The organism is Sphingobacterium sp. UBA2610, assembly GCF_002339225.1.
Taxonomy (GTDB): Bacteria; Bacteroidota; Bacteroidia; order Sphingobacteriales; family Sphingobacteriaceae; genus Sphingobacterium; species Sphingobacterium multivorum.
The window spans coordinates 13,716-28,375 of record NZ_DDKA01000004.1; the positions used below are offsets into that span (position 1 = coordinate 13,716).

Below are 14,660 nucleotides of genomic sequence, written 5' to 3' on the forward strand. Positions count from 1 at the left end.
AAATAAAGAAACTTAGAGTTTTTCGACCTCTTCGACAGAAAGCCCTGTGCCCTTAGCAATATCAGCTATAGGTAGCCCCATTTCCTTAAATGCTTTAGCGGTTTCAAGAGCTTTTTTACGCTCTCCTTCTGCTAGTCCTTTGGCTTTACCTTCTGCTAGACCTTTGGCTTTACCTTCTGCTAGACCTTTAGCTTTACCTTCTGCTAGGCCTTTAGCGTGACCTAAAGATTCTCCGGATTTCTTGGCCGAATTAAATACGCTCTCAGCATCACGCTTATGTTTTAAACTTGCTTCGTATGACATTAGCTCCTCCTCCGTTAGTTTACCTATCTCTCCTATCTCAAAGATAAGACCAAATATTCTTTTATCCAAAAATGTTGGCAATCTATCCATGGTACTCAAGTGTTTAAGTAAGTACAACCACTGATCCATAACTGTCTTTAGTTCTTCTGGCTGTTTATTAAATAATGGAAGCGAAATCATTTTATATCCCAATTTATCATAGAATATTTCTTTGGTCAATTTGTCACACAGCGCAACATCATAGAAATAAGGCCGCTCTGTGACACGAGATATACCGGTACTACCATTTCTATCCATGTGAAACTCCAAAATACCAATAAAGTAAACCTCCGGTAGGTAATAATCACTACCCTTCTTACCTCGCGCTAATTGTTTATTGATGAGACGTGAGGTATAGTACACTGCACGGTCCTTAAAAAATTCTTGAAAGAGCTGCTGCATCTCAATGATGAAAACCTCACCATCGCTGCCGATACAATGTAAATCAAATACAACACGACGCATTCCCTCATAATCACCATCATGTTCTACAGGCTTATATCTTAGATCCGAAATTATCTTCTCTCCCTGAAACAGACTATTGAGAAACTCAATCAGTAAGATTTTGTTGTCCTCCCTACCAAAGTAAAATTTCCAACCGAAATCGGTACGTGGATCTACATACCTACCCAAATGTTTTTTTGATCTAGCCATAATATTTATTAATTGATTATCAGACAAATATATAACAATAAATTGATTATTGCTAACATATTTAGTAAAAAAACAAGTAAATTATATGGATAGTCAATCACATGAGCTGAAAAATTACAGACAGACTATTCTTTATCAAATTTTATGAGTTATTTAGTATGTAATAAATTAGCACAATAACCTAGTAAATAATATCGATTATGTATAAATTACTTTTAATCACTTTTCTTAGCGTTTGATAGTGAATTATATTAGACTAAAGTAGCCCTTTGCTAAGCGCTAATCTCCAGCAAAGCTGTTTAGGTTTTTTTCCAATCTCCATTATTATTTAGACGATCAGATATATGTTGATTTAGCATTAACTTTTTTTCTTATTTTTGAAATTATTGCAGATTTGCGAGGTGGAAAGTTAAAAATGAAGGAATTATTTCAAACGTTCAAACCAAAAAATCCTATAGTCAAAAAGTATGTTGATTATTACTATTTGGACATTAAACCAAATAATGTGATCAATAAATTCCTATGTTTCCCCCATTTTAATAATACAATTTCAATTTATAGATATCATGTGAGATTGGAAAATGGAGAAATAAAATTTGATGATAACGCAAACCCATTTCAGATTTTCACCCCTATTCGGCAAAAAGTACTTAATGTAAAACAATCTGGAACAGTTTACAGAATCGTCATTGTATTTCATCCTTTAGGTATCCAGCAATTTTACGAAAATTTAAATTTTGCAGATTATATAACAGATTACGAGTTTTTCAGTCCAGAAGAACTAAAAGAAATCTTTTCTACAACTCAAACAAAACATATTTCAGATTTTTTAGACAACGCTTTATTACATCGTTTTAAAAAATTTGAGAGCCCAATTTTAGAACAAGCAATTCAATATATTTTCAGTAATGACGAGAAAATATCTGTCACAGAACTTTCAACTTACATTGGAATCAGCAGACAACATTTAAACAGATTATTTCAATTTCATTTGGGAGTTTCCATAAAAAAATTTTACGAAATAGTTCTTTTTAGGCAGTCCGTCAACAAGAAACTTTTTGAGAACCCTGAAAGTAGCTTCACTGAAATTGCTTATGAGTTTAATTTCAGCGACCAATCTCATCTTAATAAAATCTATAAAAATCTGGTTGATAATTCACCTAGAAACTTTTTTAGCAAAGGAACTATTTTAGGAAAAGAAGATACTTTTTGGCATCTGGATCCTTAACGAGTAAAGTTCCATTTTTACAAGTTCGAGTAAAGTTCCATTTTTACAAGTTTCCGAAATAGTTTGTCTGTAGATTTGCCTGATTAAATTTTGATTTATGAGATATTGTATTGTTTTATTTTTAGTTCTGTTAAGTTTATTTGCCCAAGCACAGGAAAATTATTCAACTTTGATTCGAAAAGCGGTCGAAAACAAAAAAAAAGCAAAAGATTCAATTGCGTATCTGCATGCATTAGGATTATACGAGGATGCATTTGCGCGCTTTCCGGATAGTATAGATCAATTTAGCCGCTATAACGCTTCAATCTTAGCCTATAAATTGAATAATAAAGATAAAGCATTTACCTATTTATCTGCGCTGGCAAAGAAGGAAACCGACTGGAAAACTTATCCCGCTTGGAATTATATCATTAGAGATTATGCTTCGGAAGAATATAAAGATCTAATAGGTGACCCAAGATGGCAAATTTTGAAAAGTAATGCTATTAAAAATAAAGATCGTTTTTACAGCCAATTAAAAGTAAAGGAAGATGAATTTTTCAGCATAGAGCCAACTAACCTAGATAAATTTCAGGATGAAAAATCTCTTTATGAGAAAATAAAAAACTTTAATCCCTACAAAGCGAAAAAGAATCAGGATTATTCTATTTCATTCAAAATAAACGATTCAACCAAAACTTCGTTTTTTATTCATTTACCAAAAAATTACAATCCTCATAAGAAGTATCCCCTGCTTTTCTTTCTTCATGGTGCAGTAAGAAGTAATGCGTTGATTGATTATCAGTTTGCAGATTGGAATTTAGGTGGTTGGAATAGATATTACACAAAATATGCAGAGCAAAATGATGTCATTTTAGTTTTTCCAAAAGGGAGCAGGCAATACAATTGGATGACATCAAATGAGGGCTTTTTTATGATTCCCGAAATGCTTGAAAGTATCAAGAAAGCAGTCAACGTTGATGACAATAAAGTTTTCATTTCGGGACATTCTAACGGAGGAACGGGGTCGTTTTCATATCTGATGAAACAACCTACACAATTTGCAGGTTTTTACGGATTTAACACTTATCCAAAAATATTTACGGGTGGTACTTTCGTTGAAAATATTAAAAACCGTTCATTTATCAATTTTTCAACAGATGAGGATTATTATTATCCACCAAACGCAAATGATGATTTAACAAAATTAATGAACGGAATAAATGCCGATTACAAAGATTATCGCTACAATGGATTTCCGCATTGGTTTCCACAATTTGACGAATCTGAACCAGCTTATCAGATTCTTTTTAACGACCTAATAAGCCGGAAGAGAAATCCTTTTTCGAAAGAAATATCTTGGGAATTTGATGATGAAAAATACGGAAATATTGATTGGTTTTCTGATATAAAACTAGATACCCTAAGCCGAAAATCAAATTGGCACAAAGAGTTAAATTTCAAAATCAACCAATGGTTGAAATACGACAAAAACGATAGCTTAGTTGTGCAGGAGGTTAATAAAAAAGCTTTTGATTTTCCAAGAAAATCAGGAAAAATAAAAGCTGAATATCAAAACAACATTTTCAGAATTAAAACTTCATCTATTAAATCATTTTCAATCAATATTTCGCCTGAAATGGTCAATCTGAAGAAGAAAGTAAAGGTTTACGTAAATGGTAAATTGTATTTCAATGGAAAAGTAAAGTACAATCGTGAATATATGTTGCAGAACTTTGAAAACAACCAAGACCGAGAACAAATTTGGATAAATCGTATTAACCTTAATATATCCTAAAATATGTACGCGTCCTTTTCATCAAAAGGTTGTTAAAAAGAATATATACAGCTCTTAATTTCAAGATGATGACGCATTGTTAAGGCTACGGTATGGGTTCGAAAGAAGAGTTGGTTACGCGGAAGAACAGTCGATTCGTTCGGCAGTTTTAACAAATTAAAAAAAAGGCCTCCTGAAATGCAGGTCTAAATCAATGCACAGCTTGGAGTGAATCTTGCGAGAGGAGCCAATATGGTAGGAACTAATCCTGGGACTGGAGTGAAGAACTGGGATACTAATTGTAAATAAATTCAGATGCGAAAGGAACAAATAACAGAGCAGTTAAAAGAGTATTATCCGGAGGGTGTTACCCTCGACGATATCATGGCTTATTCCGCTTCAGAAGCTTACAATAACCGGAAACAATGTATTGAATCAGCCTGGTCAGACCGCGGGCAATGGGAACAATTAAAAGAGTCCCTTACCGACCTGTCTGCTGAAATCTGGGACTATTCCTTCTTAGGGGGAAGCCCTTCATATCACTTTTCCTTCCCCCTTGAGCAGAATGAAGACATCTTATACTCTTTATTTGTTAGTGTTATTTTACCCTATTTTGCGATCAGGATAATGCGCCTCCCCGATCGGAAAAAATCATTTACCCCAGTATGCGATACTGATTTTCAGGTATTTGAAAAGCTGACAAAGAAAGTACAACATGTTTTCCCCGAGCATCTGATAATTAAAGACGATAGGTTGCTACAAACAAAGGTTGATATCTTCGAGGCAGATGGGGAAAATCCTCCATCAATACAGCACCTTTTATTCTCGACGATAGAAACATAGTTACAGCAGCACTATTCCGCAGTATTTAGGAAGCCTTAAGATCCTCCCAGACTCGAGGTTTTTTTATTCCTTTTATATCGTTTTTCATCGCATATCGTCCTTTATCCACTTTAATTCCCCGCGTTGGATCAGGACTATATACTTTTGCATGTGGTCATCGGTCAATAAGCAATTGTCATCTAGGTGGTAATTGAACTGCTTAGTGAAGGTGTCATACTGAATACTTCCTACATAAGCATTATTGAGATAAATAGGGCAAAGGCTGTATTTCTTGGCCCGAACTTCCACTACCTGGCGTTTTCCATGATGATAAAACAACTCAGGCACATCCGTGTCAAAGCGAAGTATAAGGGCATCAATGCAAGCTTCCTTGATGTCATCGGCAAGTACACCGAATGCCAATTGCCACACGCCCTGAGATTTCCTGAAAACATAAAAAGCAAGACCATTTTTGTTGTAAAGATGATAATCTTTCATGCCCATGCTTTTATCATGCACGGTAATTTGAGCGTACATTACCCGATTTCGGGAATCCGTAGCCAATCTATTTATTCAGTAACTTTAATGAGACAAACAAATTAAGCAATATAAGCTCCTCTCGTTAACCACCAAAGGAGGCAATCTTAGCGAAATATGTTCATACGTATAAAGCTCACAAGATTGGATAGATTCCTATCCCGGTCTATCAAGGATAGAAACTGACTGAAAACACTATCCGCCACTTTTTTATACGAATTATCTTATCGTTTTGGACGTTTCCTCTGTTCCAACTTTGCTTAGAAGATATTGAAATTAGACCTGATATTTTAGCTGATACAATGGTGATTACTGTTTTTATAGCAGAAGAACTTCCAATGGATATAACTGCCAACGGAAATGAATGGCTTTTGCGAGAATATAAAAAATCAGACAAATTAATAATTAAAGAATTAAACAATCCTGATTCAGGACTAAAACCATTTCCCCTAAAACCTTCAAAAATAGAAGAAGATTATCCTGTGTGGATGGAGGTGGTTTAACAAGTGAAATGGAAGATGAAATATTAAAACTTGAAAATTCGGGAGTAATTGAAGGGTATTATGATATAGCTGACAATCAATATGGACACAAACTTGGAGGCTATCCAAGCTTTTGTCAACCAGGCGTTTATTTCGGCAAAGACTTTGAATTTGTATTTCAAATTGCATCCGACGACAAAGCAAATTTGAATATAGTTGATAGCGGAACGATGTATTTTGCTAAAAATGCGAAGACAGAAGAATGGAATTTCTACTGTGACTTTTATTAAAAAAACAGCAGATAACATCGATTTGGCAAAATCTAGTAACTTTATAAAAGCCCGCAATATTTTATTTTCGCAGCATTGACTTTCGAGATATCGAATTCTTTGGTAACTGTACTCTATTTTTGGCTCGACTCACCTGCACTAGCCATACAACGCGTAAAGAAAAGAGTAGAAAACGGGGGACACAATATTCCTTCAGATGTAATAGAAAGACGATATCATCGTGGTTTAGAAAATTTGTTTAACATTTATATTCCAATATGTGATCGCTGGTTGTTTTTTGATAACATGGATTTAATCCCCGAAATTATTGCTCAGGGTGATAAATTTGGAGAATTCGTTTCAAATAGCGAAATTTGGTCAATACTAAAATCTAAATACCGCAATGAACGATAAGGTAAATATTGAAAATATTAATCTTGCTGAACGAATTCGTTTAGGAGTGCAAAAGGCTTTACGAAAACTAGCCGAAGAAAGTGCAGCAAAGGGTGAGAGTTTGGTGGTAAAAGTTGACGGAAAAATACAAGAAGTACCTGCAAAGGAACTACTTATGAATTTACCAAAATAGTTTCTTCTGTAAACTATTTAACTAGGCCCCCGGCTATACGCCAAAAAATCTTTAATTCCTTAACGCGTATATTTATTATCTGGAGTTTCTCTTCTGTCTCTTGATTAAAATAGCCTTACCACTGCATATAAATCTCTGATATATCATACCGAGTGGCTTCATGCTTCACTGCTTTTAGATAGACCATCTATTCCTTGGCAAAAATTCCAGTCGGACTTTGACTTCGCCTGCATGTACCCCGAAATCTAAAGCGCTATTCCGTCCCTGTGGTAAATCGATAAAGTTTTCAATGCACCACCATGCTTCGTAATTTGGGGCTAGCGGTATCTCAATAAAAATTCCGATAGCTTCAGATTCCTCATTTAATGGCGCATCCACTAAATTATAACAAGTGACTTGGCAAAACAGCTCCACTTTCGTATCTTCGATACAGCTACGACAAGTCGCCGCGCCAATTACCTACAAGCATAACACGACACATCAAGAAAACACAATTGCATTTATGACACCGACAGAAAAACTGACATCCATTTTGACAGAACAATATATTTCAGAAGATGGCGACGAATATAAAGTAGAACTAAAAGAAGGTTTGACCAATCAACAGATTGACGAATTGGCCAAACGACTGCCGACAGGACAAATTCCGCCAGAGATAAGAGAATTGCTACAATTTGCAAGCGGTTTTGAATTTTTTGGACTTGAAGAAATCACATTTGACGGAGTAGGTCAATTCGGATTTGAAGAGTTTTTTAATAATTCAGTTCAACTAGCGGGAGATGGGCATACATGCTCAACACGTGTCCCTCAAGCTGTTCAGTGATAATTAATTGTCTGTTAGGCACTACTTTAGGCTCGAACCTTACCGATCTATCCCGGCCTGTCTCCAGCTCAAAAGTTCCGGTATTGAGACCTCGGACTGTCTTTTTTGTCTTGCCATTTCGACGATTGCTATTGCTCGAAGCTTTCTCTTCGTTCAAGTGGTTTTACAGTTGCATACCCAATTTTCATATTTAGTTACATTAAACTCATGTGATATAAATTCATGAAACTTTGTTTACTGATACAAGTTTTGATACAACATCTTTTAAAATTAATCATGCTAATTAAGGATATCGAATAATCTCAATAAACCTCCGTTTTAATGTCTGAGAGGTTACAAATATGTATTGCTTGACGATAGTTTAGGTTAGATCTTTTCCACATTTTTAACATACTAAACCAAGCCTATGTTAGAACGTTTAATCAACAACAATGGTAAGATATCGAGGATTTGATAAAGAATCTTGGGGTGAATTAAAAAGGGTCCATACAATAGCGTTATTTTAGGCAGTTTGATGCAGGGATTCTAACATTCTATTACAGTAAGTTAAGATGGGTTTATTGATATCCCCAAAGGCTACGTTATAACGCTAGTTGACCTTTTTTCATAAGTTTTTGAACCAAATAAAAAATCCTAAAAAACTTAAATGAGCTACATTTGTTATAAAAATGTGTAATTTAAAAAAGATAAACATATATGAAAAAATTAGGATTATTAGTTCGACTAGAAGCAAAAGCTGGAAAAGAAAAAAACGTTGAAGAGTTTATTACAAGTGCGTTGCCACTTGCTAATGAAGAAGTCGGCACTATTACTTGGTATGCGTTTCGTATTGACTCTTCTACATTTGGCATTTATGACACATTTTCAGATGAAGAAGGCAGACAAGCACATCTTGGTGGTAAGATAGCAGAATTGTTAGCTAATCCGCCATCTATTGAGAAATTGGACGTTTTAGCCGCTAAATAAACATACCATAATTATTCTAAAATGGAAGTCTGTCAAAGTTCTGTAAATGAATTTGGACAGGCTTCCTTTGTTTACAAAACAGGTTAATGTTCTATCTGCTATGCTTAGTCTCAATATTTCTTTTCCCTAAAAAGTTTTGAAATCAGGTCCCTATCTGCTTGATTAATGTCTATTGCATCTGTAACCGTTTTTAATAATATATTTATCATAATAGCGACGTATTGGTTCTTTAAAGATCGTAAAAAATTTTATGCCAGGATCAGAAAGTCAAAGGGTGATCGGGATAGCTGGTGTCCTATAACTTAAAGGAAAGCTTGCCGAAGAAAATGCTGCAAAGGATGAGAGTTGATGGTAAAAATTGACAAAAAAACAATAAGCCCCTACAAAGGAGCCACTTATGAAGTGGCCAAAATAGTTCCTTTATTTCGACACTTATAACTTATTCTCAGATTTGGACTTATCTGGAAATTTTATTCGTTGAGGTCGGCCAGGGATCTCGATACGGAATCGGTAGAGATTATTCTCACCGCAGCTACTGGGATAACGCTTCGGTTTCAAAAACGAAACAGGACAATAAATACAGACGACTATTATTGCCGCTACAAATTCAGGCACAATAATACCAAGATAAAATCTATCATATATATCTAGTGGTCATTGATATCGAAATATCCAAAGAAGAAGAAAAATCAATTTTAGCTATTTAAAATATACGTTATATTTATTCGAATATAGCCCCGCTAAAGCAAATGACAGAAACAGAAAAATATCTTGCTGACTTTAAAACAGCTGTTACAAGCGTATATCCCATTTCGGATAAGGCATTTGATTTATTGGCTGAAACGGCCTACGTTCAGCAGTTTAAGAAAAATGAAGTTTTACTTAGGGAAGGGCGTGTCGCCAATGACATTTTCTTTGTCTGTAAAGGAGCCTTAAACTCTTATTTTATTGATGAAAAAGGAGCTATCTGGAATAAATGGATTTATTTGGAGAGGGATTTTGCGAGCACAAGATTTTCGGCAATCATAAAAACGCCCAACGATTTTAAACTGCAAGCTATTGAAAACACTACTGTGGTATGTATGCCTTATCATCAAACAAGAGCAGCTATCAATCAAAATGATGAACTAAAAAACCTTTACATTGCCTATTTGGAGAAAAAATGGATCGTCATTAATGAAGAAAGAGAAATTTCTTTACTGACCGAAAGTGCAACCACAAGATATCTCAAATTGCTGGCGGCACATCCGGGAATTGACAGCAGAATTCCACTACAATATATTGCTTCGCACCTGAGCATTACCCCAACACAGTTGAGCCGAATACGTAAAGGGCTAACCAAATAAAAAAATCATTACGCTCAACCTATGTAGAGTGCGTTTTCGAAATCACACTTTATTTTTGCTTATTATCAAACAATAATAAAGGATACTATTAAACTCTTTGAAATAGAACGCATCGTACTATTAATTGAAGTTTGGAATAGGAGACCGTAATAATTAACAATTGAAATTAAATTATGCAAACAATTTCCAAAACACTAAAAATATTTCTAACCGCACTTATTCTTTCCAATATCGTACTGATGGCTTGTGTGGTCTACTTTTTTCTGAACAACAAGCACAGTTTAAGTGCTGAAAGAATAGATATCAAGGACAGATCTGGAAATAATCGTGTCGTTATTGCAAACACAGATAACATTCCGCAACCTATTATCAAAGGGAAAACATATAAAAGGGCTTACGCTCCCGCGGGCCTGATTTTCTATGATAAAAATGGAGACGAAAGAGGTGGTTTGGCAATTACCGATAATGAAGAGACTAACCTGAATGCACTTGCATTTGATTATCAGAATGCCGATGCCATTGGTATCCTGGCACAGGATAATAAACACGACAATTATTTCAGGGCTGGTCTATTGATTAATGATAAAGATCTATCCGGTAAGCCGGGGCATAATATTAACCGGATAAACCTACTAACAGAGAATGGGAACGCTTCTTTGGTGATGAAAGATAACAATGAGATACCGAGAATTATTTTAAAGGTGGACAGTCTGGGTAACCCTTCTATCGAAATGTTGGACGATAAGGGAAAAGTGAAATGGAAACAATAAGCTATAATCGAGAACTGTGCTGTCATTGATAAAATCACTATCTCCGCTTAAGCGATCGAAGCATAAACCGAAAAACGAAAAAGCAACCTATATCAGTAATCTCATTCGACAGCAGTTTGATATTGTATCGCATGGAACCCTAACAGATTTATCCGTTTGGATGGACACGGACAAGACCAGTAAAGATCATTGCTAATTTGTAAAAAAAAGCTTACTCGTCGCCCCGCTATCCGTAAATGGTTGGATCGGGGTACTTATATGGATGATGTAGCACCATTTGATCAATTATGTTTAAATTCACGTTACAATGATAACTTGCTACGGCCCATGATCAATATACTCTATACCTTTCATGCTTTTTCAGCGGGTGCATTTCTGTTGCTCGGCACCTTAATCGTTATGGGTGTCAACCACAGTTGTTCCCACGCAGACCGGTGGCTTGGGACTTGGTATTATTTGATGGCATGCTTATTTACCCAGCTTTTTCTGGAAGGTTTTCATATCGAGAGCAATGGATTGATCCATACGCTGGAACTCCCGCGATGGGCTACACTCCCCTGCTTCTACCTGGCCGTTCACTACATGGTCAAACCAACAGCAAAAATTCGGTATTGGGGACTACATTTTTTTCCATTCCTCGCTTTCGTTTTCTTCTCCATCATTTATTTAATACCCGGACTTTCTAATAGACACATCCATCCGCCTCAATTACCGCAATGGATCATTTTTGCTATCAAATATTTCTTTTTTGCACAATGTATCTTTTATTGGATTGCCTGTTATAACCTCTTTAAAATACACCAGAAAAACATTCGCCAGCTATCTTCCTATACGGAAAAGATAAACATGGCCTGGTTAAAGTACCTATTGATTGCGCTCTTATTGATGATTGTTGTCCGTCTACTCGCTATGGTTCATTTAGTTTTTAGTGCTGTCGCCCCAATTTTATATTTTATGGGCACAGTGGCACTTGGGTACGCAACGCTAACACAACGGTCAATTTACACAATTGAGTCTACAAAAAACCTCATCAACGAAGCGCAGCATAAAAAGGTTAAAGTCGAGGATCGGCTTACAGCACAACAGGTAGACACATTAAAAGAAAAATTATTACAGAAAACTACAGCTGAAAAGCTATATCTCGACCCGGGTTTAACATTATCATCCCTCGCGGAGCATATCGGGATCAATCCGCACGATCTTTCCTATATCATAAACAATGGACTGCAGAAAAATTTTTACCAGTTTATCAACGAGCTTCGCACGGAGGAAGCGAAACAACTTTTATTATCCGAAGAGGCCAAGCTACTTGATATGTTTGGAATCGCAATAAGGGCAGGTTTCAATTCAAGAACAACCTTTTATGCCAGCTTCAAAAAAGCAACAGGCATTACGCCGACAGAATATATGAAAGTCAATAGTAAACAATCAAACTAACCCGACGCAATGAAGTTTGTTCGATTGCATCCATTCGGACGGTTAGCCTATCAAAAAGACCTACTCTTGTATCATATCAACAAAAGAAATTATGATACAATACACCAAACCAAGCGGGTACTCGAGAGCGATCCGCCAATTTTCCAAAGCAACATATGGTCTTCTGGTGGGAGCATGTTGTCTTTTTGCTTCGATTGATACATTTGCCCAGTCCGCCTCTAAAGATAGCCCCCAGCAACAACAGTTGGTTCCGCTAAAATCATTTCAAGGTTACTACCAGCTACCCAATAAAGTAGCTTTCATTGCTTTCGAGGAGCAAGATAACAACCTGTATGCGACACAGCTGTGGGATCAGAAAAAAAGATATCAGCTGGTCCGTAAAGATGATACGCATTTTGAATCCAAAAATGAAGGCTACGCCATAGAATTTTTAAAGGATGATTCCGGCAATTTTAGCCAAACCAAGATACTGGGTAGAATTGTATGCGAGCGGGTGCCATTTGACCCTAATAAAATTGCGACTTTAACCGCATCTCAACTGAAACAGCTTGCCGGAACTTACCTCAAGGTAAATGATAACAACTTTAAGATTCAAATTGACCCCTCCTCAACCGGCTTAACGCTTACACAATTGTGGGATAACAAAACAATTTCATTTACCCCTCGTTCGGAATTTTTCTTCCTCAATGATGATGGCACCTTTCCATTGACATTTTCTGTTGCCAATGGAAAGGTAGAGCAGATGCAGTGTTTCGAAAATGATCTTTGGCTAAAAACTGATCAATAATCCTAATAAAAAAATATTATGAACAGATTTATTGCCTGCTTATTCCTGCTGCTGGGTACAGCTCAGCTTAGCGCCCAACAGGTGGCGGATGAACAGTTTCATTATCCCATCACCGATCCGCACCACCGGATCGGTGATGGACCGCTACTCCTATTTGACGAGGCACACAACAATCCGGTTACTTTGAGAGGAGCCTACGCTCCTTTTTCAGATCTCCTTCTGGCTGATGGATATCGCCTCCGAAGTGCTAAAGAAAAAATCTCTTACGATCAACTAAAAGAAGTAAAAATCTATATCAGTATAAATGCCTTATATAATCCGGAAAACTGGAAATTACCCACCTATTCAGCCTTTACCGATCAGGAGATAGAAACTCTCCGCCAATGGGTATTTGATGGTGGAAGCCTATTTCTAGTCACCGACCACATGCCTTGTGGCGGATCTGTACAAACGCTCGGTGCGGCATTTGGTATTCATATCGTGAACGGTTTTGCCTTACCTAAGAATGGACGTCCCGAGATCTTTTCAAAGGACAGAGAAACACTGTTATCAAATTCTATAACCACTGGATCAGGTAAAGAAATAGACAGTATTATGTGCTGGGGCGGAACTGGCTTTATCGTACCAACGACGGCACGTATTATTTCTTTATTAAATGAAGAATATGACATCTACCTACCCAATGATGCGAATCAGATAAAAAGGCCTATTCCAGACAATATTCCCCGATTGTCGGGCAAAGGGTTTGCAAACGGTGCTTACCTGCAGTTCGGGAAAGGGAGAATTGTGGTATTCGGAGATGGTGCTCCTTTTTCGGCACAACTCCATGGCATCAAAAGTGAAAAAAGAGGAATGAACCATCCGGCCGCAAAACAGAATGCTCAATTTTTGCTCAATATAGTTCATTGGCTTGACCAATGAACTGATTTGGCTAGGCTAATGCTGATTCCTCTGGGAATAAATTTGTCATATAATTGATATACGATAGTCGAGTGGACTAATTCTTGTTTTCTTTTTAAACAGTCTGGTTAATGACTGAGGTTGATCAAATTGCATTTTTTTAGCGATTTCAGCTACTGATAAATCAGTTTCAGCAAGTAATTCCTTTGCTATTTTAACAATAAAATTATCAATATGATACTGTGCTGTATTTTTAGAAGTTTTTAAAGAAACATCATTGAGAAATCGTGTTGTACAATTTAGTTTCCTGGACAATAATGTTAAACTAGGAAGTAGGGACAAGCATTTTCTTTTGCTATCAAAAAGAGTGTGCAGCTCGCTCATGAAATCTTTTTGTAACGCGCTAAACTCATTCAGCTTATCTTCCATTAACTGTTGATAAAACCTTTGCATATGTTGTAAAAGCAAATCAAGATAAGAAATAAGTATTTTAGACTGCGTTTCACTCATGGGCATCTTAGTCTCGAGGTCTATCAGTTCAAAGATATTTTTTATAAGTCTGTAATCGTTATTCGATAAGATCATCGATTCCTGAATGGAGTATTCTAGAAACCCAAATTCTTTCAATTTATTTCGCAGACTATATCCTGTAAATAGATCTGAACGGAATGCAAAATAAGCCCCTTCTTTAAAATATCCTCTTATTTCTTGGACCGGAAAATACTGGCTGCTGAAAAATAATAAGATATGTTGTCCACGATGATCCTTAGTAGAACATCCAAACACAATCAAGAAATATTTATCATCAATCCATCTTTTGGCAGAATCAAAAAATTGCTCCTCATTTCCAAAATTGTCAAAATAATAACTGAAGCTTGCACTGAAAGCATTTTGAAATTCATTATTATTACCAGTATTTATCATATTTTATTTTTTCTTCGAGACTTTGCGCGTT

At 36.2% G+C, this 14,660-nt stretch carries 17 protein-coding genes and 1 pseudogene; 13 read left to right on the forward strand and 5 right to left on the reverse strand.

Annotated features, from left to right (window positions below):
• Positions 1-12 precede the first annotated feature (12 nt).
• Entirely contained in the window at positions 13-996 is a 984-nt protein-coding gene (locus tag B4Z47_RS02890) for an Rpn family recombination-promoting nuclease/putative transposase (RefSeq protein ID WP_070565937.1), read from the reverse strand.
• A gap of 415 nt (positions 997-1,411) precedes the next feature.
• Between B4Z47_RS02890 and B4Z47_RS02895 the strand changes: the two genes are divergently transcribed.
• The 3 genes from B4Z47_RS02895 to B4Z47_RS02905 all read left to right on the forward strand — a co-directional run bounded on the left by B4Z47_RS02895 (position 1,412) and on the right by B4Z47_RS02905 (position 4,823).
• A complete protein-coding gene (locus B4Z47_RS02895) occupies positions 1,412-2,224 on the forward strand; it encodes a helix-turn-helix domain-containing protein (RefSeq protein WP_070565939.1) in 813 nt (270 codons plus the stop codon).
• A 97-nt stretch (positions 2,225-2,321) separates the two neighbouring features.
• Positions 2,322-4,001 carry an alpha/beta hydrolase-fold protein gene (locus B4Z47_RS02900; protein WP_115049179.1) on the forward strand — a complete coding sequence of 560 codons (1,680 nt, stop codon included), beginning with the start codon at positions 2,322-2,324 and terminating at the stop codon, positions 3,999-4,001.
• Between the two features lie 294 nt (positions 4,002-4,295).
• A complete protein-coding gene (locus tag B4Z47_RS02905) occupies positions 4,296-4,823 on the forward strand; it encodes a hypothetical protein (RefSeq protein WP_112376275.1) in 528 nt (175 codons plus the stop codon).
• Positions 4,824-4,907: 84 nt separating this feature from the next.
• On the opposite strand, the gene B4Z47_RS02910 is transcribed toward B4Z47_RS02905, so the two are convergent.
• Positions 4,908-5,300 carry a hypothetical protein gene (locus B4Z47_RS02910; RefSeq protein ID WP_147282050.1) on the reverse strand — a complete coding sequence of 131 codons (393 nt, stop codon included), beginning with the start codon at positions 5,298-5,300 and terminating at the stop codon, positions 4,908-4,910.
• 341 nt (positions 5,301-5,641) lie between these two features.
• Between B4Z47_RS02910 and B4Z47_RS02915 the strand changes: the two genes are divergently transcribed.
• From B4Z47_RS02915 to B4Z47_RS02925, 3 genes are all read left to right on the forward strand, one after another.
• Positions 5,642-5,842: a hypothetical protein gene (locus B4Z47_RS02915; RefSeq protein WP_115049183.1), complete on the forward strand. Its 201-nt coding sequence runs from the start codon at positions 5,642-5,644 to the stop codon at positions 5,840-5,842.
• A gap of 8 nt (positions 5,843-5,850) precedes the next feature.
• The gene (locus B4Z47_RS02920; RefSeq protein ID WP_115049185.1) at positions 5,851-6,111 is read left to right on the forward strand and encodes a DUF1963 domain-containing protein; all 261 of its coding nucleotides are present in this window, start codon (positions 5,851-5,853) and stop codon (positions 6,109-6,111) included.
• 382 nt (positions 6,112-6,493) lie between these two features.
• The gene (locus B4Z47_RS02925; RefSeq protein ID WP_028069684.1) at positions 6,494-6,676 is read left to right on the forward strand and encodes a hypothetical protein; all 183 of its coding nucleotides are present in this window, start codon (positions 6,494-6,496) and stop codon (positions 6,674-6,676) included.
• A 174-nt stretch (positions 6,677-6,850) separates the two neighbouring features.
• On the opposite strand, the gene B4Z47_RS02930 is transcribed toward B4Z47_RS02925, so the two are convergent.
• Entirely contained in the window at positions 6,851-7,054 is a 204-nt protein-coding gene (locus B4Z47_RS02930) for a hypothetical protein (RefSeq protein ID WP_286726745.1), read from the reverse strand.
• Positions 7,055-7,067: 13 nt separating this feature from the next.
• Between B4Z47_RS02930 and B4Z47_RS02935 the strand changes: the two genes are divergently transcribed.
• Positions 7,068-7,499: a hypothetical protein gene (locus B4Z47_RS02935; RefSeq protein ID WP_286726746.1), complete on the forward strand. Its 432-nt coding sequence runs from the start codon at positions 7,068-7,070 to the stop codon at positions 7,497-7,499.
• Here the strand turns inward: B4Z47_RS02935 and B4Z47_RS24665 are convergent.
• Positions 7,459-7,662 (reverse strand): annotated as a pseudogene (locus tag B4Z47_RS24665) (transposase); the annotation flags it as partial. The gene B4Z47_RS02935 and the pseudogene B4Z47_RS24665 overlap by 41 nt on opposite strands.
• Before the next feature lie 533 nt (positions 7,663-8,195).
• Here B4Z47_RS24665 and B4Z47_RS02940 point away from each other — a divergent pair.
• From B4Z47_RS02940 to B4Z47_RS02965, 6 genes are all read left to right on the forward strand, one after another.
• The gene (locus tag B4Z47_RS02940) at positions 8,196-8,465 is read left to right on the forward strand and encodes a putative quinol monooxygenase (protein ID WP_286726748.1); all 270 of its coding nucleotides are present in this window, start codon (positions 8,196-8,198) and stop codon (positions 8,463-8,465) included.
• A 749-nt stretch (positions 8,466-9,214) separates the two neighbouring features.
• A complete protein-coding gene (locus tag B4Z47_RS02945; protein ID WP_115049191.1) occupies positions 9,215-9,811 on the forward strand; it encodes a Crp/Fnr family transcriptional regulator in 597 nt (198 codons plus the stop codon).
• Between the two features lie 173 nt (positions 9,812-9,984).
• Positions 9,985-10,581: a hypothetical protein gene (locus B4Z47_RS02950; RefSeq protein WP_070565714.1), complete on the forward strand. Its 597-nt coding sequence runs from the start codon at positions 9,985-9,987 to the stop codon at positions 10,579-10,581.
• Between the two features lie 189 nt (positions 10,582-10,770).
• Positions 10,771-12,018, forward strand: coding sequence for a helix-turn-helix domain-containing protein (locus B4Z47_RS02955; protein ID WP_286726751.1), 1,248 nt, complete (start codon positions 10,771-10,773; stop codon positions 12,016-12,018).
• A 91-nt stretch (positions 12,019-12,109) separates the two neighbouring features.
• The gene (locus tag B4Z47_RS02960; protein ID WP_286726753.1) at positions 12,110-12,805 is read left to right on the forward strand and encodes a hypothetical protein; all 696 of its coding nucleotides are present in this window, start codon (positions 12,110-12,112) and stop codon (positions 12,803-12,805) included.
• A gap of 18 nt (positions 12,806-12,823) precedes the next feature.
• Positions 12,824-13,726, forward strand: coding sequence for a hypothetical protein (locus B4Z47_RS02965; RefSeq protein WP_075993100.1), 903 nt, complete (start codon positions 12,824-12,826; stop codon positions 13,724-13,726).
• 45 nt (positions 13,727-13,771) lie between these two features.
• Here B4Z47_RS02965 and B4Z47_RS02970 read toward each other — a convergent pair whose 3' ends face one another.
• Positions 13,772-14,629: a helix-turn-helix domain-containing protein gene (locus B4Z47_RS02970; protein ID WP_286726754.1), complete on the reverse strand. Its 858-nt coding sequence runs from the start codon at positions 14,627-14,629 to the stop codon at positions 13,772-13,774.
• Between the last annotated feature and the right edge of the window lie 31 nt (positions 14,630-14,660).